This is a genomic window from Roseburia sp. 499, assembly GCF_001940225.2.
GTDB lineage: Bacteria > Bacillota > Clostridia > Lachnospirales > Lachnospiraceae > Petralouisia.
The window spans coordinates 3,357,223-3,381,825 of sequence record NZ_CP135164.1 but is presented as its reverse complement, the minus strand read 5'-3'; the positions used below and the strand labels follow the sequence as shown (position 1 = coordinate 3,381,825).

The following is a 24,603-nucleotide window of genomic DNA, read 5'->3' as shown; positions in this document are numbered from 1 at the left end:
CAGTCGAGTAAGTAAGAGGACTCTCACCTCAAACTTCTCACGGAACCGTACGTGAAAGTCTCCCTTCATACGGCTCTTATCATTTAACAATACAAATACATTTTGCTCCAATGAGCAAATAACTTAGGCTCTCGTTTTCTTACAGACAAGAGCCATTTTTCTGCCCTTTGTCTGTGTCCACGGAAATTTTTATATTTACACATTGCCCATTTAACTAATCTACGCTCTACACACTGAAGTGTATATTTCATCGCTGAAGGATTGAATTTCCCAAAGTAGTTAATCCAACCTCTCAACATTGGATTTAAAATTTTTGCAATCATGTCGATTTTACACCCAGTTTTCTTGTGAATTTCTAACGATTTTATCTTATCCCTGAATGTTTTAGCTGACGTTTTACTGACTGATGCAATAAAGTTTGAACGCATTTTCCCATCTTTACACATAATGTATACAGCTTTGAAGGTATATCCAAGAAAATCAAACTCTGTTAAATCCTCATTCCTCGTTCTATCCTTGTCTTTGCAGTACACAATTCTTGTTTTAATCGGATGTAGTTCAAGTTTGCACTCTGCAAATCTCTTTACCAAACATTCCTTTATGAAAAGAGCCTCTCCTTTAGTTTTACAATGTACAACTCCATCATCTGCATATCTTTCAAATGGTGCCTGTGGAAAATTTCTTTTCATCCACATATCAAAGACATAATGTAAGAACATATTCGCAAGCACAGGACTAATAACTCCACCCTGTGGTGTTCCCGCATTTCGCTCTATTACCTCGCCATTCCTCAATACAAAAGGAGTTTTGAGCCACCTTTCAATGTACATGCATATCCACACCTCTTTGACATGTCTTCGCACAACTCTCATTAGTAACTCATGGTCAATGTTATCAAATAGACCTTTCACGTCCAATTCTATTACATAATCATAGTACCAACATCTCTTTCTTGTCATCTCTATCGCATCCAAAGCTGACTTGTTAGGTCTATATCCATAAGAGTCATCACAAAACATAGGCTCTACTGCACTTTCCACGTACATTCTTGCCACCATTTGTGCCACTCTATCTGTTATAGTTGGTATACCTAATCGTCTGACACCTCCTGTTTTCTTTGGTATTTCTACCGCCATTACAGGTGATGGAAAATAACTGCCTGAACTCATTCGATTCCATATTTTATAGAGATTGTTATTGAGTTTTCCTTCAAACTTTTCAAAATCTATACCGTCTATTCCAGCACTTCCTTTATTAGCCTTAACTCTTTTGTATGCTTCAATGACAGCCTTCTTTGGTATTTCGTATTGCTTGCTCTCGTTCATCAAATCCTCCTAGTTTTCTAGTTGTTCTCAAATTCAAGCTCAATGATGTCATCCCTTTGCTCCATCACCATTACAGTGACTTCATAACTACTACGAATGACTCCGCCCCTACAGTCTACTTTTCTACTTTCGGTCTTGCCTTTCTGCGACTTGTACCTTTTCGATTTTCATTAGTCTGTAGGTTCCCATGTTTCACACAGAAGCCTAATACATGCTCATGCCATCTTAATGCCGTTCCACAGATAATCAGCGTTACAGGTATCCATTATCTTTATCCCCACCTAGTGGTGAAAAGTGAGTTTTGCAGAAATCTTACGCTTTCGACACTTCATCAATGGTTCACTTGCGTTCATCTTCATGTATCCTATCTGACTATTAGTTTGTAGCCTTTTCTCTAATCGCTTACTACCATAGGCTTGACTACAGCAGCATTAGAGTGATTTGACAGATTTGCCTGTTCAATCCCTGCCGAAGGACCTGCCTTCATCTTCTGTGCGCCTTTCATGGCACACCACCACCGTGCGTACCGTTCGGTACACGGCGGTTTCAATAGTTGACGTGCACAGACTGATAGGCTGTGGCTAAATCATAAAAGCCACTGTTTATCAGTCTTTCTTTTGACATAGCCCGCTTTACCGTCGTGAGGTTGGCGCAGAACCAATGTCTTTTTCGGCTATTAGCCGCCATATGCGCAAAGTATTCTGGTATTCCCATTTTGATAAGATTTCTCTTTTTCGTCTTTGGTAGTTTCCATTGTTTCCATATGCACATACGTATTCTGTGATAGAGCCATCCATTGATGTCATCGATGTTATTCTTCATGCTCGCTATTCCATAGTAGTTAAGCCATCCTCTTGCATAGACCTTGATTTTCTCAAGGCTTGGCTTGATTGACTGTACAGACTTACGGGAAGATAATTCTTTCAACCTAGACTTAAACTTCTTCCATGACTTTGGATGTACTCTGACATAAATGCCACTTCCGTTCCTTCCCAACGCAAAGCCAAGAAATTTAAAATTTCGGATTGCAAACACACTGACAGTTCGGCTTTTCTCTCTGTTAACTGTTAATTTCAGTTTCTCTTCAAGGTATCTCGTACTGCTTTCCAAGAGTCTTTCGGATGCTCGCTTGCTCTTGGCTAGAAGCACGATGTCGTCAGCATATCGTATGAAAGGAACACCTCTCTTTAAGAACTCTTGGTCAAACTCATTGAGGTAGATATTTGCAAGTAGTGGCGATAAATTCCCCCCTTGCGGTGAACCTTCTTCTGTGTCAATGACCACTCCGTTTTCCATTACCCCACTTTTCAAATAACGCTTAATAAGTTGCACCACGCGCTCATCTTTAATATTCTTCCGAAGAAGATTGATGAGTATTTCGTGGTTGATGGTATCAAAGTATTTTGATAAATCAAGGACTACCGCATATGTGTAGCCTTGCTCTGCATACTCTTTAACCTTAAGAATTGCTCCTTTCGCACTTCTGTTAGGACGGTAGCCAAAACTACCGTCTGCAAACAGTGGTTCATAGATTGGCACTAACTGTTGGGTTATTGCCTGTTGAAGTGTACGGTCTATCACTGTTGGTATGCCAAGCTTTCGCACACCACCATCTGGTTTAGGAATCTCAACTCGCCTTACTGGCGACGGAGTATACTTTCCTCTGTAGATTCGGTTAGTCAACTCCTGCTGATGTTCCTTAAGATATGGAAGTGCCTCTTCAATGGTCATCCCATCAATACCTGACGCTCCCTTATTTGCCTTAACTCTCTTATATGCTCTGTTAAAATTATCTTTATACAGTATCTCCTCCAAGAGTTTCGGCTGTGCACTGTCTCTTTCTTTCCATATCTGATTGAATGACCTAGACGCTTTCGCATACTCTTCGTGTTCCGCACTATCTCTTTGCAAACAGCCATTATTCCTAATGTTTTCTGTCATAATTGGTCATTCCTCCTTTCTCGGTTATACTAAAGACTCCTACTGATTCGGTCCTTCACCTTTCGGCTACTATGACCTCTGCTGACTCCTGTGCGTTCAATACTGCCTCGTTTCCTTGTGCAGTGGTTACTTCTCTCAAAGCGTTTCACACAGGTCTCCCCGGGTACCACACGTTTCTTTCTCTCCATCTATCTGCCACATTTATCCCTCGTGATTCCGTGCAGTTATTGGGCTTCGGCTTGGTATGCAGTCTTACCCTCACGATAGACCTTATATGTGATTTCTTTTCGTCAGACCAGAGATTTGCCCGTGGTTAGTCTGTTCCCACATCTGGCTTCCTTCAGATTCCCCTCACGAGGACACCCTTGCCTTCGGCTATATCCTTCCCACTGCCGGGCGGATTCGGGACTTACACCCGTTAGAAACGTGCGCCGCCAGGCGCACATACTACTAAAGGCTACCAGAGAGATGCCCGTCACCTCCCTGATAGCCTTTTTATGTTGAACATCTTTACTAGTTGTCAGCCGTCTGCTCTGCTATAGAAAAAACAATACCATCGAGAATAGTCATTAGCTCTTCATCATTCTTCCCACAACACATTTCATCCCAGATAACAGTGCCTCTTTTCTCATCCCCAGCAACCATTTCACTTACCTTAGCAAGAATAGTGTCTTCTGAATCAGATAAATCTGGCTCATACTTCTTAGCAGTATAAAGAACAGAAACTCTGGGGTATCCTATCGATCCAATCATTCCATGTTTTACTGCTCCTACCTCCCAGGTACCATCTGCTTTTTTACAAAGTGCCTGCAAGCAGCAACAATCCCGATTATCTCCAATCTGAAGCACTACGAATTTTTCTTTGCGCCCAAAAGGATATCTGTCAGCAATCAGAATATCTCCCGGCTTATACGATACTGGAATTCGTAGTTCTCCATCTGTACAACTCTCATGAAAATCATTACCTAATTCAACCTCCGTGTAAACAAGCTCACCGTCTATATAATAATAGGTGCAGGTATCAACATAAGAATCACTATCACCTTTGGCCCAAAGATTTATTTCATACCATGACATCTGGTCCTCTTCATCCTTCTTTTCTTTAATGTCCTTTTTAATACAAGCCTCAGCTGCAGCATATGAAGAGAAAATGCCATGCATCCATTCTTCTGAGTCTACATCATCACCATAAATAGTCTGCTCATATACTATAAAAATTGCATCTTTCGTTCTTCTTAGTTTCAAAGCCTCTTCAATTGATGGACGGTACTTAATCCAATACTCTTTAAACAACTTTCTATCCTCAGGAAAATCCATTTGCTCAAGCTCAAGCAAAGCTTTTCTCTTCTTCTCTACCGGAACAGGAGAATAAAAAATAATATCAGCCATATAACTATCTGATATAACTCCTTTTTTCAAATATTCTCTTAAATCCTCAGCTGGCATGAACTCATCCAGTAATGTTTCAAACACTTCTCTTCACCTCTCTTCCTATCAGCAATAATATCGACACAAATCATTTTATTTCTTACGCTTAAATAAGTCGCCAATAGTATTAAACACCATCTTGGCTCTGCATCTCTCACACAAACCCATGTCCATATGATCACGAGGAGTCATAACGATTCCACCACTTTCCCAGCGGTACATTTTATTACATTTTCTACAAACCTTAAATTCGATTTTTCTCATTAAACCTCACCGCCTTTTATGTAGTGATTAATAATCTCTTTGCCTCTGGAGAACGAAGACCATATCCGGTCACTCCTGATGCAAGTGCTGCCCTCGCAATATTCTTTACCTGACTTGACTCTGACACTCCGGTTTTGCACCACATTGCAAAATGCTCGCAGTTATTAGTGATAAGATTGTACTCTGTCTCACCAATTCTGCTCTTTGCTCGCTTAATAGTTTCATCTGCAGAGAATATGTTTCTTTTTACCTTCTGAAATCCACCGTTATAATAATCAAGGGAGCCATTAAATAAAAATGTAGTTTCATTCTGAATTTTATAAGGGATTCCTTTATCAAACCATACAACAAAATAATTCTTGGAATCCTTTAAAAACTCAGATATATCTGCTTCATGAACGCTAACTGTTCCACCAAAATCATTACCTTCACCGCAATAATGAATAACCCTATTATTTCCAAGATAAACTGCATAATGCTCATATATGCCTTTACGGCTAACACCGATTACATCTCCTGGCTTAAGGAAGCTTCGGGAACTAAGACGTTTCATTTTCTCTACCATAACATTACGGCTTCCATTTGCCACTCTCATACCAGATGGAGATACGACCCTGCATTTCCCAGATAGAATATTAACTTGACATTCAAAACCGCCCTTTGAGTCAATGCTTCTCCAAAATACCGGTTCTCTGTTTACTACTCTTTCAATATTAGGGCAGTCCCCTATGGCCTCAATAATTCCGGCATTGTATTTAATTAACTCTTCAAAAGCATTAACAATACTTGCATAATCGTCCATAAACGACCGCCCTTTCTATATTTGAAATTAGAAAATATCATCGAGGATACTATGAACGCAACCGATAAATCCTCCAACAACTGCTCCTACGATAGCTCCAGGAATACCAAGAATGGTTCCACCAATCTCAGCTCCTTTATCTGCGCCATCCCCGATGTAATCAAAGGAATCATAAAAACTATCTTTAATTCCTTCGTTATAATCTTCGTCCTCATCATTATGCTCATAATTATCAGAGTCGGTATTGATTCCTTCCATGATTGCTACGCGCTTCTCAGCAGGAAGTGAATTCATAATGTAATAGAGAAGCTTAGAGAGGTTATATGGATGAACCACATCCCCTGATTCTTCCTCATATCCTGCACAATAATAAACAGGCTCTACTTCGAGATTAGAATCCTCTTTAATTCTTGTCTTGATTGACTCTACTTTCTCATTTAGGAAAGCAATCAAGGTCTCGTCAGGCTCATTCTTCTCATAATCCCAGTGACGACCGGTTTTCATAGCAATGTCGGCCTGATTAAGAGCAATAAGGATTCTGTTTGTATCATCCTTAAGCTCCGGAATAATTACATCATTAAGAATCTTATAAGAGGTACCAAGATCTCTTGTGGAACCGTCAAGAATAACAAGCACGAGGTCGATCAGAGCATTGCCGTCATCATCCTCTTCTCTAAGAAGCTCTGTAATGACTTCCTTATGATGCTCATCAATCTCAGTTCCATCGCCAAGACCTGGAGTATCCCAGAGAACTAAATTACCAATCTTGTATTTTTCAATATCCTTTGTCTCCGGATCTGCCTTGCTGCCAACCTTTGCAACTTCTACATATTTAGGCTTTTTTGTCTTTACCTCAGCAACAACCACGTCATCATCGCCATCGTTAACAACTTCTGTTGTTTCTTCTTCCTCTTCACCTACTGCAAACAATGCATTGATGGTAGAACTTTTACCACAACCAGTAGCTCCCACAAGCATAATGTTTGTCTCAGTATTACAGAACTTTCTGAGTCTCTTTAAGAGTTCTTTCTTTTCATCCTCTGATGCCTTACTCCTAAGAATTTCCTCTTCGAGGATATCACAGAGGTCGTCCATATTCTCTTTGATAGTGCCTTCTCCGGCTTCCTGTGCTCTCAGCACATCATCAATGCTGTCACCAATGTTCTTAAATAAATCTGTAAACAATGCCATACAAATAATCTCCTTTCGGTTTACAATACATTATCCTTCTCAAACTGGAGACGCTCCTCCTGTCCTCTGAATGTAATTACATTCTATCCCTCATGCATGACACCCTTTGTCATCCTCAAAAGAAAATAAAAAATCTCCTACCCGGCTGTCAGATAAGAGATTTCGCATCATTATTTATCAATTTTTATCTTTTTATTTTGGGGCTTTCCATCCTTTCCAAGCACCGGATTTTCCGTATTTACCCAAACCTCATCTGTTAAGTCATCCTCCTTGTTTTTCTTTCCGAGAATCTTTTCTAAAATCGTCTTTCCTGGGTTTCCTAAACCACGGCAATACGGGCATATAAAATTTCTAACATCCGGATTCCAATTAAATCTTCTATGACACTTTGGACATCTTTTCATCATAGGCACCATCGTCACAGCACCCACCTCCAGCTACTCTTATTCATATAAATTCAACATCTCATGAAGAACTTTTCTCATCTCATCCCGCATACTCTCAGGTCGTAATAATTCCACTTTACTCCCCTGACTCAGCAACCACATAATAACACCCTTTCCATAAACCTCTGCCTCAATTGTACACTCATTATCATACTGTTCAACCACCCTTGCGGTTGGAAGTCTGTCCAATATAGGTTCCGGATTACTGCCATAAAACTTGAGCTTTATGCTTTGAAGCCTACCGGCATACATGAACTGAACTCGCTTCCTGAACTCACCCTCTTCAAAACGATTAGCATATGATACCCTAAATTTTTCTTCCAAAGTCTTATAATTCTTTATTCTATCAATTCGAAAAATTGCAGGATAATTATACTTATGCACATATTTCCCAGATTCATCCTTCTCAACTATATATGCATTCAAATAAAAATAATATTCAGAAAACATAATTGAAATTGGTTCAACAACTCTTTTTATTGATTCCCTTGGTGCATTCATTCTTGCATACCTGAGTGACACAAGATTATGTTCCTGAATGTCAGAACCAATCTCCCAAAGCTTATCCTGAATGTACTCCTTATGATTCAATTCGACATAATGATACTTTTCATTTGAAATCAAATCACTAACAAGCTTCATGTTCTTCAATGGAACACATCCCTCAACAAGTTTATCAAGAATATTTTTTAGCTCCTTCTTTGTAAATGCACGACTCTCAAGAAGTATTTTAGCTACAGCTAAAATCTCACTATTTGTCATCATGGAAGGTTCTTCTCCAACCATAACAAACCCCTTTTTTGAACGGTCATATTCAACTATTCGCCCATCCCCCTGTAGGCTTTGATCATCCAAAAACTCTCTTATATCATCAATATCTCTTTGAACAGAACGAGCATCAACACCATATTTTTTAGCAGCTTCTCTTTTATTGATAATCTTTCCTTCGCATAGGGAAACATACATTTCTAAAGTTCTATAATTTTTAGTTCTTTTTTCCTCCATATTCGTACCTTCTTATTCACTTTTAAATATATCTCTAGTCACAACATGTCGTTTTTTTAGAATGCAACCTAATAAGTTCTCAGCTTACTTTTTTCATTCTCTGCTAAAGTAATCGCTGATTCTACTGCCCCAATTATTCCCCCTCCATTTTTCGGATTACATTTACCAGCAAAATCTCCAATTCCATTCGAAAATAATTCTGAAGTAGTTCTCTGATCAACATGTCCTAGAAATTCTGCTCTAGGCATTCTATAAAATTGAAACTCTCCCGAAATGTTAGGATAAAAAATATTAGTAAAACAATCCCTAAAATCTTCTTTTAATCCTTTATACCAATATCTGCTCCACACTCCAATATTCCATAAATTTTCACCTATAGGGAAAACCCAGAAATACTTACTATCATCATTTTCAGAAAAATACCAATAGTAGAACTTTTGATTATCCAATATCACATCTGCTTTTATTTGTGCAGAATACCCTATACTTTGTTCATGAGATATTTTTCCATAAAATAATGGTCTTGCTCCTGATGCAATAACTATATTCTTTGCCTCATAGTTATTTATCCGGTATCTGTCTGCTAATTTATCAATGCTTTCAACTAATTCCCCATAAATAGCCTCGGCTCCAAACTCTATAGCTTGCTTCATTAAAAATCGATCAAATATATTTCTTTGTATTCCTAAAGATATATTATCCTTCTTGTATTCTTTAATATAGCTTTTCCTACCTTTATAAATAACATGCCCGTTCACTATTTGGGATTCCAACCTCATCAATTCATTTGTATCAATACCGATACCTTTTAGTAAATGTAGTGCCTTATAAGAGACTCCTCCACCACATATCTTTTCATAATCTTTAGCATTTTTTTCAATAGCAAGGCAGCTATAACCAATTCTAGACAGTTCATACGCACAAACCGCCCCTGCAACACCAGAACCTACTATAATATAATCATACATTAAACTTTTAGCACCTCTTCAAATTTACATATATCAAAATTTACAAGGTTATTGTCAAATTTATACGTCGCGCACTCATTTAGAAGACTTTTAGCCAATTCAGCCACCTTATCCCACACATCTCGCGGATACAGCTTAGATAAAATGTTTAATGATGTTTCAACATCAATATCATAAATCATAAAGTCTTCACTTTTTTCTAAAAACAAAATACCATCTATCTTATAACCATTTTCTTTGCAACATACTCCTTTTTTGCTCCAAGGTGTATTCCACACTTCCAGATGACTATCTACCAGAGCTATTACTGCCCTATCATCTGCAATTATTTCGACACAATTATGTCCAAGCCTTGTTACAAGCAATTCTAAAAGAGTACTCTTACCTTCTCCTGGTCCACCTATAATCACAAAACACTTAGTTTTAACAACAACTACTCCAGCATGCAAAAGCAATTTTTCTTTCTGCAGCAATTCCTCTGCAAAAACCTGCAATGTATAAATCTTCTCTGCCTGAACATATAACATAGAATAATGATTACAAAAACTATCTATCCCATCCAAGCGCAAATTAATCACTTCATCTACATATTCTTGAGATTCATAGTCCGAAAACCCATTTATGATCTCAACAATATTCGTGTCATATTCCCATATTTCTCCAGCTATTTTATATCTCACAATTAATCCTCTATGCCAAATAATATAAGTTATAGCCCACTATAGCTGAATCATAAATCCTTTGGGCAACTAAGACTACTGGTCCATATTCATCATGATCTATCAAGTCATATCCCATATGTTTTTTTAAAAGTTTTTTTAACCGCTCCATATTCATTCGACAGTATATTTTGTAGTCTTTCTTATTCATTTCATAAGCAATACTTACCCCCTTTAATTTACATATCGATTCAATAAAATCTTTCATTTCATCTCCGTACAATTCTTTATTTAATCCGATATACTCATAAAAAGAATCTACTTTTTTAGTTATGATATCTGTATCCGTGATACCTTTAATACCATATCTATTTTCCTTCCATACTGTTGGATAAAAATAAAAACTCCTCCCTCTTATTTCGGCATTACAAAATTTGTATCCTATTGTATAATTCTTAAATGGATTCCCTAAATAAGAATCCAATTCTGTTACTTCATCAAAAATGTAATTTGGCAATCCTTGATAAATGCGGCTATAGTCATTATTAAGGTTTACATGATAATTAAATGAATCTATTGTTCCATCGACAATAGCATATTCAAACAAAGAAATAATCCCATCAGACTGTAGTCTATTTACTGATGAGTTCTTTATCATATATGCCCCATCTGGTTCATAATAAACTTTCTCTCTACAGCAAACACCATCCTCTGACTTAATTAATCTGATTCCTCTTGAACGAAATACTCTTTGCATAATTATCTATATCCTTCATAAAAATATTTCTTGCGAATTCATTATATTTTTCATCATTCCCTGTACGAATATCTTCAATGACCTCGTCATTAATATCTAGTATATTTTCGAAAATATGTCTAGACTGATTACAGCTATATTCTAGTAACTGTGAATCTTGAACATACATATATGACATACAGATACAAACTCCATTACAAACCATCGTAGCAGAGCACTTCTTACAATACTGTTCTCTGTATGCTTGCAATATCTCTATCATTCTTTCATATTCTTTAGAAGAAAAACATGCCTCTAAATCAAGACTATCATCTGATTCACCAAGACAAAACTGTATATCGTTTGGTCTTCCAAATGGGTATATTTTACCATCTGGATTAAGCGCAATTTCTCGCTTAAACCAAAACGGCTTGAATTGAGTAGTTCTCCGAAGATCTGCAAATTCTTCAAACGTATAAAATCTTATGTCACAATTCTTATCCAATAGCCAATATCTGTAAGTTTCAGTAAGATTCTTCATAAAAATATCTATGTCCATAAGGAGTTCCTTATCAATTGCTGCGTAACCCCTAGGTTCAATAGGTAATATTTTAAAATCAATCGCTCGCTCACTGAACCACAAATAAATATCTTTTAAATGTTCATATGATCCTTTGGATATGGTACAGAATGCTCGGGTTCTCCCACCTTTGGACTTTACATTCATAATTCTATCAAGAACAATATCACTATATGCTCTCAAATAATCATTATATGGGCCATCAAAAGAAATATTGATAAGTGCATTATTTTCTATCAACAATTCCATCAGTTCATCATTTAATAACAATGCATTGGTTGTGAAATTATTAGAAAACTTTGTTCCATATTTAATCTTCATCTCATTTTGAAATGAGAACACAGTTTTGTAATATTCAATTCCTGCAAGAGTCGGCTCCCCGCCATGAAACGTTATTTTGACATCTTTATATTTTTTGCAGGCAGCCTCAATAAAGTTCTTAACCTTATCCAATTCTAACATTTCAGAAGAGTTCAGTATGTCGCCATTAAAGCAATGCTTGCACCTCATGTTACAACTCATTGTTGGCTTTATCGTTAATGCAATTTCATGTATCATTTTTTCACTCCAAATTTTCAATTATTTTTCCCTTAACAAATTCAATCGCCTTGTACTCATCAACAGCTGAAACGCACTTTTCTTTGCACATACACGTAGGCATACACTCGGGCAATGACCTTTCAAGAATCATTTCTCTAAATTGATTTTTATCTTTAAAGTAAACTGTTATGCTGTCAAGATAATGGGGCATCTCACCATATTTTTCCCATTCTATATTTTTAACGCATGTGTCAAACAATTTTATATTAATATCCCTACTCTTGTAATAATCAAACAACCATTTAGTGTACTCTGCGGCCTTTTCATTTTTCACGCTTTTACATCCATTTCGTTTTGAAACTATAGTATCTGCCATCTTAGTTATATGTACAGCATTATTAAAAGGAACATTTGCTAACGAAATCCCCAGCTTATTTTTGTCAGGGTCTTGATCTATCATATAGTTATTAATAATAATTTTTATATCTACTTTACACCTTACATTATCTTTTAGATAATGAAGGCTCTGAAGGGTTTCATCATAGCTTCCAGGCACTCCTGTAATCTTATCATGAATCTCCTCATATCCATGAATAGGAATAACAAATCTATATTTTTCTGACAGATATTCAAGCGAAAAATTTTTCACTAATCTACCATTTGTATATATCAAAACTTCACAGCCATATGTTTGTAATCCTTTCAATATACAATCTATCTGCGAATGCAAAAAAGGTTCTCCACCATTTATAATTACTCTATCCTCCGGTTTCAAATTATTATCATCTAGATACTTAAAGAACGCCTCTGAAGATATTTCGTTGTAAGTTTTTTTACTATGCTTTGTATTGTGGGAATAGCAAAAAATACAATTGCTATTACAACCGTACGTAATATTAAAATAAAATATTCTCATCTTTATTTATGTAGTTTCGGGCATCTTTTGTCACCCATTCCAAGCTCACCAAAATAATGGTAAGACATTCCTACACAACCTCCATTACAAAATGTTTTATATTCGCATTTCTGACATTCAGATTCTTCCTTGAGCGCATACTCGGAAAAAAGCCTATTCTTAGGTCCTCCCAATATATCCTCTAATTTCTCATTTGTAAGATTTCCCACACAAAAATCAGTAAGACATGTGCATGGATAGACATTAAAATCTGGATATACATATATTTTACTTGTTCCACTTCCACAATTTAGACTTCTGTTTCTTGATTTTGCAATTTCATCCAATTCATCCTTTTTTTTATCATATAAATCAAATGGGAATATTTTTTGAATTATCATCCTAAACTTTACAATGTCTATCAAGCTATCCACAAACATATTCCATTCATCTGCTCCCATTATATTTGAAAGTCCCTCAGCACTCCCAAACGGCATCTCATATGAAATTCTCCAAAATCGCATATTTTTCAAAGTCTCTAATTTGGATGCTAATTTAAATATTTTATCCTTATTTTTTCGACTCACTACAGATGCAACAACATATTTCATCTTAAGACAATCCAATTTTTCAAGAGTGTTCCAAGTAACTGTGAATGTTCCATCCCCTCTAATATCGTTATGTTCTAATTCATCGCCATCCAACGATATCTGAAAAAACAAATTATCATACTGAGTTAATGCATCTATATGTAGGTCAAGGGTGCCATTACTAGTAACAGTCACTGTTTTTGCCTTCGAACACATTAATTCTACAATTTCTTGATACCTTGAATGTATTGATGGTTCTCCACCTGTAATAACAATATCATGATGCGAAAAATCATTTTTCGCTAATACAGCCTCAAGTTGTTCTATATCCATATTAATTCCTTCTTGTCTTCCTCTTATGCACATAGAACAATTCAAATTACAATTTTCAGTTAACAAAAAATATATTTGCAATTTATTTCACCTCTAATAAAGGCTGTTTGCTATCTTTTCACAAACAGCCATGTCCAATAACAGCAACTATACTTGTGAATTAGTTAGCTTCTCCCCATGAACACATGTCAAACAAGCTAGACTCTTCACACTCTGCACGGTTGATATCCTGCCAAGACTCTTCAATAATTGCATTATTAAGCTCCTGCATAATTGTTACCTCCCTCCTATATTATTTTATCTTTTCAACCTTATGGCTGATTAGATCATATTAATCTCAAGTAGCTTCTTATGTCACCCACAATAAACCCATCCAGTATCTGGTTATCATCTATTCTGCATTGTATCTAAACATAATTTCACTATTTTTCAATGAGCAACATGTTATGGAGTCACTACCTAATATGGCCATCCATTTACCAAGATATCGTTTTCCGAAACCAAAACCTCCATCTGGTGCTCTTGCTTTTCAAATTCTATCCCAGGCTCATAAGCTTGTGTTAAAAAATGGATGTTTTGATTTTTTGAACCAATCCAATCACGTTCATTATCATACAATTCCTGCAAATATGGTCCGTCCACTATCAAATCAATATTTGACAAGAGTTCATCCACGCTTTTATTATTCATCTCAACCAGTTCATTATATAAATAACCAGTGAACACAAGTACTGTGAGCCCAACCGAATGAGCCCACTTTGCAATTTCACTTAACCCTTCAGCTTGCAACATTGGTTCACCACCTATAAATGACAAACCTTCTATTTCATCTGAAGCCATAGATTTTTGAATAAGCTCTATCAAATCATTTGTATCTACTATTATGTTTTTTCGTATTTCCTGCATATCAAGATTGCAACACCCAGGGCATCTTCTTTCGCACCCTTGAACCCATATAGCAATTCTTTTTCCAGGTCCCTCAGACTCAGTACAAAGTCTAATAGACGCAAGATTTAAATAAGCCATCTAATCACCTACTTCAATTCAAACTCAAACCTGCATAATTCCGGTCTGTCCGGAAACATCGGTTTAATCAAGATCTGTCTATTTCTCAACATATCAGATCTCTCGAAGATAAACTCTGATAACGGATTAATAATCACCGTTTCCATAACATTTAAAAGACCTCGACCACCATTTTGCTTTCCAGCCTTCTTGCCTATAGATACAAAAATCTCATCCTCATTTTCAAATGCAATTCTTGCTCCATATCTCTCCTCTACGAAGTCTTCGATTGTCTTAAACTTCAATTTTGCAATCTTCGTAAATACAGTTGGATCATCAATAAAGTTGAATGCAACAATATTATCCCCAATACGGTTTAGTAACTCCGGTCTTCCTAATTCCTCTATAAAGTGTTTCTGCACTTTTTCCACAAACTGCTTCTTAACTTCCTTTGAGTCCATGTTAGAATCTACTTCTGCAGCACCTATATTTGATGTGAAGATAATAATTGTTTCAGAAAAATAAACCGTCTCACCCTTACCATCAGTAAGACGTCCGTCTTCAAGTATCTGCAAAAACTTATCAAGAATTCTTCCATGCGCTTTTTCAATTTCATCAAATAGCAAAACACAGAATGGCTTTTCTTTTACTGCATTAGTAAGCTGTCCACCTGCCTCATATCCAACATATCCTGGAGGCGCTCCAACAAGCCTCTGATCACTATGCTCGTGGTTATATTCAGACATATCAAAACGAATACATGCATTTTCATCTCCAAATACAAAACTAGCTAATGATTTCGCAAGTTCCGTTTTACCAACACCTGTAGGTCCAACAAAGAATAATGTTCCTTTCGGTTTTTTCTGCTTTGATGAATGCTGTAAACCTGAAAAACCTGTATATGCCCTGATAATTACATCCTTCACTTTTGAAATCGCCGCATCCTGACCTTTAACTCTTTTACCGAGTTCTTCCTCAATACGCTCTATTTTATCTTTTGATAATTCTTCCCAAGGACTTACTTTCTCACCATATTTGAATAGATTGATAAGTTTCTCAAATGACATTTTTTCTGTCATCTGTCTTGATAACTTCATCATCTGTGCAATATCCTTAAGTGAAAAACCATCTAGTGCATCAATCAGGTCATCTTTAGCAGTTTTATCTGAAATAATGTCCTGTGTAATATTTAAGCACGCTCTATTAGTATCAATAAAGTGTTCTCTTTCATTGTGTCCAGGCAAAGGAACGCTTACGGAACTAACCATCGAATTATTCAGATAATACGCAGGCGGAATCATTGCGTTATTGTGAGCCACTATAACAACAATATTTCCTATATCTGCAAAATCGCTATCGAGCATATTGTAGGATTGGCCTGCTTCAAGCGTTTTTCCCAGTGTTGCAAGATAATCACGTTCCTTCTCAGATAGTGAATTTGCATTTCCAAAAATATAATCTGAATAATCTAATATGAAAGCTGTCCTATTTGAGCTATTCTTCATTACATTTAGCATATAAGGGAAGAATTCATCTGGTGACTTATAGCAGTTTCTCCCCTGATTTGTATTATCACCTAAATCATAACCACCCAAGTCATAATCATTAGAACTAGGTTCCTGCACATTCTGATCATCCACACCAACAATTTCGTCTGATATACTGTGATCAATCCCGTCTACACGATCCCATTTAACAACCTGCTTAAATCCTTTATCTCGAATATAAGAAATAAGAGTATTTATTACTGAGTCATATTTACCAGAATTTCTAGGATTAAGCATTATATCAGCTGTGTTTCCAAAAACTATTACTGAAGATTTATATCCTATATCTCGGCTAAATCGCTCTAGCCAAAGATTCAATTCTTTATCCGCCATTATGCCTTTCTCCCTTCATTACTCGGTAAGCTATTTGCATCCATAGAAAGTCTGTCTGGATTTTGCCACAATACTCTTTCATCAGACAACTTTACTGAATAAACTTGTTCAAGATCAACATTAAATTTTTCTATATCCTTTAAGCAAGTCATTCCAGCATAATTATCAAATTTATATGCTATCTTTCCATGCAAGTCCACATTGCAGATTGCACGTTTACCCGATGGTTGCTTTGCTACTATCTTCACAAAATTTTTGCCGTCTGTCTGTACCAGCTGTGGTTTTTCTACAGTAAATTCCTGACTCTTAAGCTGTTTGACAATTGCCATCACAGTTTCACGCCTTGTTTCTTCAGAAATAAGGGTATCGTCAACTTCACTCTCAATAGAAACCACCTGCTTTTCAACAGTGTCTGCATCAACAGTTCCTGCATCAAGCCCTGCTTTGAGCTTGCTAATTTTATCCAAAAACTCTTGTGTTTTTTCTTGATTTTCTATTTTCTCTGTTTTAAGACGCTCTTCAGCCTCACTAAGAGCTTGTGCCGCGTCTTTCTGACGATTTTTCTTAATTGTTCCTTCTTTCCATTCAACAGCCTTGATTTCTGCAGATGATATTACATCTGCTGACTTCTTTCTAAGTTCTGAAGAACTTGTCAATCTGCCATTTTCAATCTCGCGCCTAATTTGCTGCATTTCAGAAATGGAATAGTTAACAACTATTGGATTAGTTATTGTCTGCAAAATTTCAAAATACTCTTTCATCAAGGCACTCTGCTGATGTTCTCTTTCTTCTCTAAGTGCCTCAACTCGCATTCTTTCGGCACGTTCAAATTGTTCACGAGCCCCAGAAGCCAATGACGACATACTTCTAATATATGAACCCACCTCGTAACTAAGGTCTCTTGCTTCTTCTGGATTGGAGGTTAATAAGCTTCTAATTCTGGAAAGATCCGATTCTAATCTGCTCATCTCAGATGGAATATATGCAGCCAGTCCACGGTTTTTCATTTCTCTATACTGCTGATTATACCGATTAAAAAATTGCTCTGTTGTTGAAGCAATTCGATTCAAATAGATTTGTCTCCTACGCGCTGCTTCAAGAGCATAAGAATATTCATATGAACTACTCATAAAACCTCCTTATTTCTTCTTTTTCTTTGATTTCTTACTATTACCCTTGTTTGACAACTTCTCGTGTTGCTTCATCGCTTGATATGCTTCAAGAGTCATATTCTCAATTTTATTTGCACTTGCGATGTTTCCAAGATTAATATCATCAGTTAACAGAATAGGTTTCTTTGCACAGTACCGAATTGCAATCGACAGAATTTTATTATCATTTCGTTCTTTATCTAAATCATCTGAAAGCAATTCCGGATGACTTGATTCGCTTGTGCTCAGCCAATCGTATGCTTTGTAATTACTAATATTTCTAATTACCTCTCTTGCCTTGAAAGCTTTTTCTTCATCTTCATCACTCTTTAAGCCATCAAGTTCATCAAGTACAATCATTGGAATAACAAGTAATGCTTTTTCCCCATCAAACCATGAAATCAAGCTAGGTTCATTCATAAGTGTACATGTATCCACAATATACACCTTATTAAATCTCATGAAGGAATCATCAAAGAATGTAGCAAGAGCATTACGCAGTCCGGATATATTCTTTCTTACATTATCAAATGGTGTATCTGTCGTAAGTATTTCCTCTAGTTCAATTATCTTATTATTGAAACGTTCTTCTTCATCCTGCCATTTTCTAGACTGATCATACAGATTCTCAATAATATCGATGTGACTAAGTACAAGCTCATTATATTTTTCTTCGCTAACCGTTTTATACAGATTCAGTTCGGGCAGCATATTTTCTATTTGCAATGATATTCTTCTCATACTAAGAATAATCTGTTCAACAGCAGTATATTCCTCAATTTCAAAAATATTTTCGTCAGTGAATTTATTTATAAAGGTCATAATACTTTTCTTTGAGTACAGTTTCTTCTGGAGGCCAAGTTTTGTAACCCAGTTTATATAGGCTTTCTTTGCTGAGGAAATAGCCTTCCAAAAATCCCATATATCTTCCAAAGAGTCTTGCTCACCAACAGTTTCAATAGACAGTTTCATTATTCGTTGGAATAAACTTTCGTCTTGTCTAAATGCATTTATCTCTGCATACTCTGCTATAACATTCTTAGCACCTTCTATTGTCTGGCATTTTCCCACTATGTAATTCTCGTTTACAAGCAACCTTTCCTTGTCTGCCGCTGAAATAATATTCTGTCCATAATAGCCCCTGCTCTTCTCATTAAACTGTTCAATTGTTTTAGCTTTATCTGCAATATTTTCCTCTTCAGAAATAATACGTTCGGAATATTGCAAGAACATTTCCTTTAGTCCGAGTTCATATAATGCAAACAAAATAGTATTATCTTGAGCGTAATATTTATCAACAATTTCCACTACAGTATTAGTAAGGCTTATCTCACTTGTATTTGGAATATATGCAATTGCGATATCTTTAGAAATAGATCCTGCGGTTACCGTAGCAATGCCTGCCTGTACCGAATCTTTTGTATTAAAGTAAAGTCCCATACTCCTAAATTCACAATCAGGTACACGTATAATGATTTGCTTTCCTTTGCTCTCTACCTCAAACTTATCAAAACCATATACTATTCCTATTCTGATTTTTTTCTTGCCTTGCTGATTTACCTTTATGTCCTTATAGTACTTTGACTCTACACAAAACAAATCATCCTTTTGAAGGAATTCCCCTATTAATGAATTGATTTCTGCAATTGATACAAGTCTTTTTATTTCGGCATCTGGATCTGATATCTCCAAATAAGGTAAATCTTTTAAATTCTCGGGACATGAAATATCCGATTCTTCTAATGTAACCTCATCTATATTCTCATCCTCTACTCCAGAAACCTTCCAACGCATTCCCTCGACTAGTTCAACTTTTCGTGTGATATTTTTCCAATATAATTCTGAGCCAAGACGAGTGATCGACTCTATCCTCGTTGTTGGAGTAAGCCAGTTTAACCGCTTTCGCTTTTTATCGTTCTGAATGGAGAATAACCACTCTCTAATTGCTCCTTCCGGAAATTCTGTATCATCTGCATCCTCAATATCAATTACTCGGATCCCAGTTGACTCTTCTTTGAAAACATTTGCTTCATCTTTCAAAGATTCAGCAACAATATCATAGTAAATGGAAAAAGTTTCTTCTGATGTTGTCCCAGGTAAAAGCCCCAAAGTTTGCATTTCTCGTCCAGTGTTGGTCAATTTTAAATTGCTCATTGCAACTGTATCAAGTTCTGTCTCATCATCAATTCCTGATATAGTTATCGCTCCCATGTCTTGTAGCGAGATTAAAACTGGTCTAATCAAAAGATCAGCATCTGAAATTGTAAATATCTGTTCAAAAAAATCACCTATTGAAATACCAGTGTAATTAGTCAGCTTCTCACACTTGCTAATAGCCTCAAGAATAAGCCACTCAATAGCTGTGGATTTTCTAGCTGTAAAATGTGCGACTTCAACATTATGCTGTACACAAGGGTATGAAAGTGTTACTTCTGAAAAAATCATAATTTTCCCCCCATCTCTTTATACTCAGCAATAATTTCTTCCTCTATTTCTGGTGTTATTATCTTATTGCAAGTCTTAAAACATCCTTTTCTGTTAAGTCCTTCCATAATGTTTTTATATACAGGAGCCGTCTTAAATCCCGGCATATCCATATTAGGAAGTTGAACAGCTTGATTCTCATACATATGTTTAGCACCAACAATAAACAGAAGCTCCTGAGCTCTTGAAAACGCAACATTAATACGTTCAAAAGCAACTACATGCTTACTAGCACGTCCCTTTTCGTTGTTTCTTACCAAACTAGTAATGATGATGTTCTTTTCCTTACCCTGGAATCTATCCACTGTATTAATATCCACATCAATAGCCGAAAAATCAAATGTTCTTTTTGCTTCTCTAAACGCTTCTCTAATCTCGTTTACCTGCATCTGATAAAAGCTGATAACTCCAACAGTTTTTTTATTGTTTTTGTTATATCCTTGCTCTCTATATGCATCAGCAATTTTCTTTAACAACTCCATTACAATATACTTTTCCAAGACATTATAATTTGAGGTGCTATTATTAGGTCTAACCTCATAGATCGGCTTGTCACTCGGAGTGAAAGAAGAGTCAATCCAATATGCATGTCTTGTCGGAGTAATAAAAGTACTACCATCTACACCTTTAATAGTTAAATCGTGGCTCTTCTCCATACGTTCAACTTCTTCTGAATTACCACATGATAAACGTTGCTCATAGAATCGGTTTATAATATCCATGATGTCTGTATGCATGCGATACTGTACCAACAAAGAATGCTTTATTTCATCTTCAGCTTGTTCAAAATAATCCTTAAACAATGAAGAAGTAACCATCTTTTGGAATCTCTTAAAATTATCCTGGGTGAGTAAATCTCTTACCTCTTCTGGTGCGTTTTCTTGGCTTTCGGCAAGTTCCTTATAAGACCCTTCGTGCTCTTTGAACATAGGTGGAAGCTGTCTATGGTCACCTACAAGTATTGCTTTACGTGCCTTCATTAATGGAATCAAAAGTTCTGGTGGAGTCGCTTTACTAACCTCATCAATTATTACAACATCAAAGTCATTGTATCCGTTATCAGTTAGATTCCTCATATTATCGGTACAAGAAATGCCTACTACATTACATGCATTTATATAAATCTGCTGATAATGTTCTTGGTCATACTTAAATGCATCTGCATCATCCAAACGCTCTTTGAAACCTCTAATTGTTTTTTCCCAATCATTTCTAAAACTTCTCTGCTCATTAAGCTGCCTAATATTGTTTTCCTTTAACTGCTTGATATGAGCAATGATATCGTTAGCATTAGTGGATTCTATGTCGTACTTTTCTCTTAGTTTTAATAACGTTTGCTTTTTAGTAATTATCTGAGCTTTCGTTTTGTCCATTCTTTCAACAATTTCTGACACTTTACTTTCAGCAACAGAACGTCGTTTTATTATTTCGGATACATCTATACTTTTTCGTGATGCGATTTCTTCCTTAACTGTAGCCAAAGCTAACGCAATAGCCTGTGTCCATTTATCGATAACTAAAGTAAATGTTTCTAACCATTTATCCGTGTCGCCAGCTTCAATACCATCTATTACATTTTTCCCCAAAATGCTCTTTTCAACATCAGAAATAGTAACCACCGAGGACGAGAATTTAAGTTCATCAATTCTCTTTTGTAACGACTTCATTTCTTTTGTATACTGTGCGGCTCCATCAGTGTCATCTTCTTGCAAACACTCCAAAAGTTTCTGCTTTACATCAGACAGCTGACTATTAAGGATTAATATCTCTCCATCATTACTACTATCATTTCCCTTTGCGCTCCGAATCTTCTCACATAATCCGCTCAGTGTCTTAAGATTCTTGGAAATCATATATACATAGGCTTGTTCTTTTCCAAGTCCCATTACTTCAACATCGAGCAAGCCAGGCGTAAGGTATATACCTACTTTTGTAGTAATATCTATAAGCTTATTCAGCTTTGTTTCGAAGATTTTTAGCATGTCCTCAGACAAATAGAACTGTGAATCTGATTCACCGTTAAAACAATCTGATGCCAGTCGATACTGATGTCTATCCTCTTCTAACTTTGTATTTTCATCATTGGCCCTTTCAAATTCCTTTGTTAATAAGGCAAATTCTTTTCTTACATCCTCATACTCCTGATTTAATCCTGACAATTCTGTATTTAAAGAAGCAATATCTTGGTTAAAAAGGCTCGCATCTCGAATATCTGTGTCGTACTGTACACCACCGCTTTCTAGTGAATCCCACAAATCAAGCCAATTCTTCGATAGTTGAAGTGAAAGAGCATGATAATAGTATTTAAGTGCCTCATCTTCTCCAAACTTTCTGGTACTTAAATCTTCAACTTTTCTCTTTTTCTTGCCTTTTTGACCTAATCTTATAGCTCTAATTTCAGGTGAATCTGCCAATCGTTCCAATGCATTATCCACCGCATCATTAGATTGCGATGCCACAAGGACTCTATCCCCTCTACGAACAAACTGATAGATTGCCTCAGCAATAACTGTTGTCTTACCTGTTCCTGGAGGACCCTGAACTAAACATAAATCAGGTGCAGCAAGCATTTTTCTAACAGCTTCCTTCTGATTTTCATTTTTCTCTATTTTTGGGTTAAGCCACTTATCTATATCTATGTCGATATCTTCAGGAGTTCTTGCTCTGTTTACATTAAAAAGCCACATGGCTAGGTTTGGAGAATAGCATTCGTCTCTTTCAAGCTGATCTATCGCCTGCTGGAATCTTCTAATAAGTACAAAATCTCCTATTGCAGACAGTGCCAAGAATCCATCCGTATAGTAATTACCTAAAATATTATCGTATACATACTGAACTGCTTCCTCATCGTCTAAATTACGCTGATTTATCTCATCTATATCTCTACGATTAAGATCATAAGCAACCTGAACTATATAAGGATTATCATATGCTTCGTAAATACTTCCCTTTGAAGTTTCCTCTTCATATACTTCATCATCATAGTCGCCACTCATCCACTCTTCTTCGGTTAATATATGTTTTTCTTCCTGCTCTTCATCAAAGAATTCACTATTATCCCTAAGATAGTATTCGCTAACAACGCCTCTATAACGTCCAAGTTCTACACTATTAAATCGCTGCTTTCTATTATTGATATCTCCAGCAAAATCAAAATGCCATTTATCCTTTGAATAGTTATTGTCAAAAACTTGAATATCACGGCTTAAATACTTCTTAAATGCCTTAAATGTATCCGGATCTTCAAAGACGAGCCAGAAATTCAACCTTTTCTTTTCTTCGTCGAATCCTACCTTGAAATACTTGCATCCATAAATCTGACGACTAGCAAGTTCTCGTTTCCACGCCAAATACTCCTTCCACTCTTCAAGTTTTTCACCTGTATATTCTGTAAGTGAACCGGCATTATCCAAAATATCATAAAGGAAGTTTGCCCCTATTCTTTCAGGAGATTGATAAGGAGTGGCAACAACATCCACCTCAAAGTCAAGCTGCTCTGTATCCATTACTTCAAAGACTGAATCAACTCGAAATTCCTTCCCAGCAATATGTCCTTTAAAAAGCAAAGACACTTCATCTGGTAAATAACCTTCAAGAAAATCTCCTGGTGTTCTTTCAGGTCTTATTCCAAGAACCTTGACATCATAACCATTCTTACCCGTAAAGGTAAGATTTCTTACATACATCTGCTTCTGAAAACCTTCAGGAAATAATCCGTCCAAGATTTGCTGCATTCTATCTATTGAAGATAATTCCTTTAATTTTGGGAATCTCTTAACCAGATTTGCTTCGCTTGTCTTTAATTTATTTCTTCTATCATCTTCACTATCGTTTAGCAAAATACAAATGTTGCGTCCATAAAATGACATTTCCGAATTATCTATTTCTTCTGTTTCGTCTTCTTCATCATACTCATCGTCCTCGTCATATTCATTTTCATAATCGTCGATTTCATATTCATCATTGTCATAAAAGCTATTATCATTTCTATCTGCCATATTGTTCCTTTCCGAGCCACATACTGAATGCTGCATAATTCTATGTTCTTCCCACATATCATCCATTTGTTTTTGTTTCCACATATCATCCATTTCCTGTTTGATACGTTCTTCCTCAAAAATATCATCTGATGTTTTTTTGTGTGTTGCATTGGTTATTTCTTTGTCTTTATTACTTGATGATTTAACACCTTTAACCGTTGCAGATACCGCTACACCTGCAATACTAGCACCAACAATTCCCGCTATCAATTTCGTAAAATCTTTGTCATTTGCCATATCTTTCATCCCCGTATCTCACGACTTTGGTAAATCAGCAACCACAACTGTTTCTATTATGCCCACACCAAGAACACCAAGTATTTTTTCTAATATCTTTATT

At 36.2% G+C, this 24,603-nt stretch carries 18 protein-coding genes; all 18 read right to left on the bottom strand.

The features are described 5' to 3' along the window. Positions 1 to 83: 83 nt before the first annotated feature. Positions 84 to 1,325 carry a group II intron reverse transcriptase/maturase gene (ltrA, locus tag BIV20_RS16650; protein ID WP_075718702.1) on the bottom strand — a complete coding sequence of 414 codons (1,242 nt, stop codon included), beginning with the start codon at positions 1,323 to 1,325 and terminating at the stop codon, positions 84 to 86. Positions 1,326 to 1,871: 546 nt separating this feature from the next. Further along, positions 1,872 to 3,266: a group II intron reverse transcriptase/maturase gene (gene ltrA, locus BIV20_RS16645; protein WP_075721737.1), complete on the bottom strand. Its 1,395-nt coding sequence runs from the start codon at positions 3,264 to 3,266 to the stop codon at positions 1,872 to 1,874. Between the two features lie 513 nt (positions 3,267 to 3,779). Continuing rightward, entirely contained in the window at positions 3,780 to 4,739 is a 960-nt protein-coding gene (locus tag BIV20_RS16640) for a hypothetical protein (RefSeq protein ID WP_075721739.1), read from the bottom strand. Positions 4,740 to 4,974: 235 nt separating this feature from the next. Then, positions 4,975 to 5,760 (bottom strand): lecithin retinol acyltransferase family protein, encoded by a 786-nt coding sequence (locus BIV20_RS16635; RefSeq protein WP_075721740.1) that lies wholly within the window; start codon positions 5,758 to 5,760, stop codon positions 4,975 to 4,977. A gap of 27 nt (positions 5,761 to 5,787) precedes the next feature. Then, positions 5,788 to 6,951, bottom strand: coding sequence for a GTPase family protein (locus BIV20_RS16630; protein WP_202817020.1), 1,164 nt, complete (start codon positions 6,949 to 6,951; stop codon positions 5,788 to 5,790). 170 nt (positions 6,952 to 7,121) lie between these two features. Next, on the bottom strand, positions 7,122 to 7,373 hold the full coding sequence (locus BIV20_RS16625) for a hypothetical protein (protein WP_075721741.1): 252 nt from the start codon (positions 7,371 to 7,373) through the stop codon (positions 7,122 to 7,124). A gap of 21 nt (positions 7,374 to 7,394) precedes the next feature. Next, on the bottom strand, positions 7,395 to 8,402 hold the full coding sequence (locus tag BIV20_RS16620) for a helix-turn-helix transcriptional regulator (RefSeq protein ID WP_075721742.1): 1,008 nt from the start codon (positions 8,400 to 8,402) through the stop codon (positions 7,395 to 7,397). Between the two features lie 68 nt (positions 8,403 to 8,470). Beyond that, on the bottom strand, positions 8,471 to 9,370 hold the full coding sequence (locus BIV20_RS16615) for an NAD(P)/FAD-dependent oxidoreductase (RefSeq protein WP_075721743.1): 900 nt from the start codon (positions 9,368 to 9,370) through the stop codon (positions 8,471 to 8,473). Then, positions 9,370 to 10,050, bottom strand: coding sequence for a hypothetical protein (locus tag BIV20_RS16610; RefSeq protein ID WP_075721744.1), 681 nt, complete (start codon positions 10,048 to 10,050; stop codon positions 9,370 to 9,372). Before BIV20_RS16610 ends, BIV20_RS16615 begins: the two co-directional genes overlap by 1 nt. 10 nt (positions 10,051 to 10,060) lie before the next feature. Beyond that, entirely contained in the window at positions 10,061 to 10,786 is a 726-nt protein-coding gene (locus BIV20_RS16605; RefSeq protein ID WP_075721745.1) for a hypothetical protein, read from the bottom strand. Then, the gene (locus BIV20_RS16600) at positions 10,746 to 11,903 is read right to left on the bottom strand and encodes a radical SAM protein (RefSeq protein ID WP_075721746.1); all 1,158 of its coding nucleotides are present in this window, start codon (positions 11,901 to 11,903) and stop codon (positions 10,746 to 10,748) included. The genes BIV20_RS16605 and BIV20_RS16600 overlap by 41 nt, the downstream gene beginning before the upstream one ends. Positions 11,904 to 11,907: 4 nt before the next feature. Continuing rightward, a complete protein-coding gene (locus BIV20_RS16595; RefSeq protein WP_075721747.1) occupies positions 11,908 to 12,801 on the bottom strand; it encodes a radical SAM protein in 894 nt (297 codons plus the stop codon). Between the two features lie 2 nt (positions 12,802 to 12,803). Continuing rightward, the gene (locus tag BIV20_RS16590) at positions 12,804 to 13,769 is read right to left on the bottom strand and encodes a radical SAM/SPASM domain-containing protein (protein ID WP_278335699.1); all 966 of its coding nucleotides are present in this window, start codon (positions 13,767 to 13,769) and stop codon (positions 12,804 to 12,806) included. Between the two features lie 393 nt (positions 13,770 to 14,162). Then, entirely contained in the window at positions 14,163 to 14,729 is a 567-nt protein-coding gene (locus tag BIV20_RS16585) for a 4Fe-4S single cluster domain-containing protein (RefSeq protein ID WP_075721749.1), read from the bottom strand. Positions 14,730 to 14,737: 8 nt separating this feature from the next. After that, positions 14,738 to 16,588 carry an AAA family ATPase gene (locus BIV20_RS16580; RefSeq protein ID WP_075721750.1) on the bottom strand — a complete coding sequence of 617 codons (1,851 nt, stop codon included), beginning with the start codon at positions 16,586 to 16,588 and terminating at the stop codon, positions 14,738 to 14,740. Next, a complete protein-coding gene (locus BIV20_RS16575; protein WP_075721751.1) occupies positions 16,588 to 17,718 on the bottom strand; it encodes a hypothetical protein in 1,131 nt (376 codons plus the stop codon). The genes BIV20_RS16580 and BIV20_RS16575 overlap by 1 nt, the downstream gene beginning before the upstream one ends. A 9-nt stretch (positions 17,719 to 17,727) precedes the next feature. Then, complete coding sequence (locus tag BIV20_RS16570; protein ID WP_075721752.1) at positions 17,728 to 20,184, bottom strand: PIN domain-containing protein; 2,457 nt, start codon at positions 20,182 to 20,184, stop codon at positions 17,728 to 17,730. Continuing rightward, positions 20,181 to 24,500, bottom strand: a complete 4,320-nt coding sequence (locus BIV20_RS16565; protein WP_202817021.1) for a DEAD/DEAH box helicase — start codon at positions 24,498 to 24,500, stop codon at positions 20,181 to 20,183. The genes BIV20_RS16570 and BIV20_RS16565 overlap by 4 nt, the downstream gene beginning before the upstream one ends. Between the last annotated feature and the right edge of the window lie 103 nt (positions 24,501 to 24,603).